Source organism: Alteromonas sp. G4i35 (assembly GCF_054960375.1).
This window is the reverse complement of the sequence record NZ_JBHNZD010000078.1, coordinates 1-538: the sequence shown is the minus strand read 5'-3', so window position 1 is coordinate 538 and position 538 is coordinate 1. Positions and strand designations below refer to the sequence as shown.

Genomic DNA, 538 nt, shown 5'->3' with positions numbered 1-538 from the left:
CATGGCTAGATCACCGGGTTTCGGGTCTATACCTAGCAACTAAACGCGCAGTTAACACTCGCTTTCGCTACGGCTCCGTTATTCACTTAACCTTGCTACTAAATATAAGTCGCTGACCCATTATACAAAAGGTACGCAGTCACCCCGAAGGGCTCCCACTGCTTGTACGTATACGGTTTCAGGTTCTATTTCACTCCCCTCACAGGGGTTCTTTTCGCCTTTCCCTCACGGTACTGGTTCACTATCGGTCAGTTAGGAGTATTTAGCCTTGGAGGATGGTCCCCCCATATTCAGTCAAGATAACACGTGTCCCGACCTACTCGATTTCACTGTAAAGAATCCGTCGTGTACAGGGCTATCACCTTGTATCGCTCCTCTTCCCAAAGGATTCCACTAAATTCTAAACAGCTTAAGGGCTGCTCCCCGTTCGCTCGCCGCTACTAGGGGAATCTCGGTTGATTTCTTTTCCTAAGGGTACTTAGATGTTTCAGTTCCCCTCGTTTGCCTCGTTAACCTATGTATTCAGTTAACGATACCT

1 rRNA gene is annotated in these 538 nt (G+C 47.8%); it reads right to left on the bottom strand.

Annotated elements, in window-relative coordinates:
* Nucleotides 1-538 (bottom strand): 23S ribosomal RNA (locus tag ACFI6L_RS20300); the annotation flags it as partial.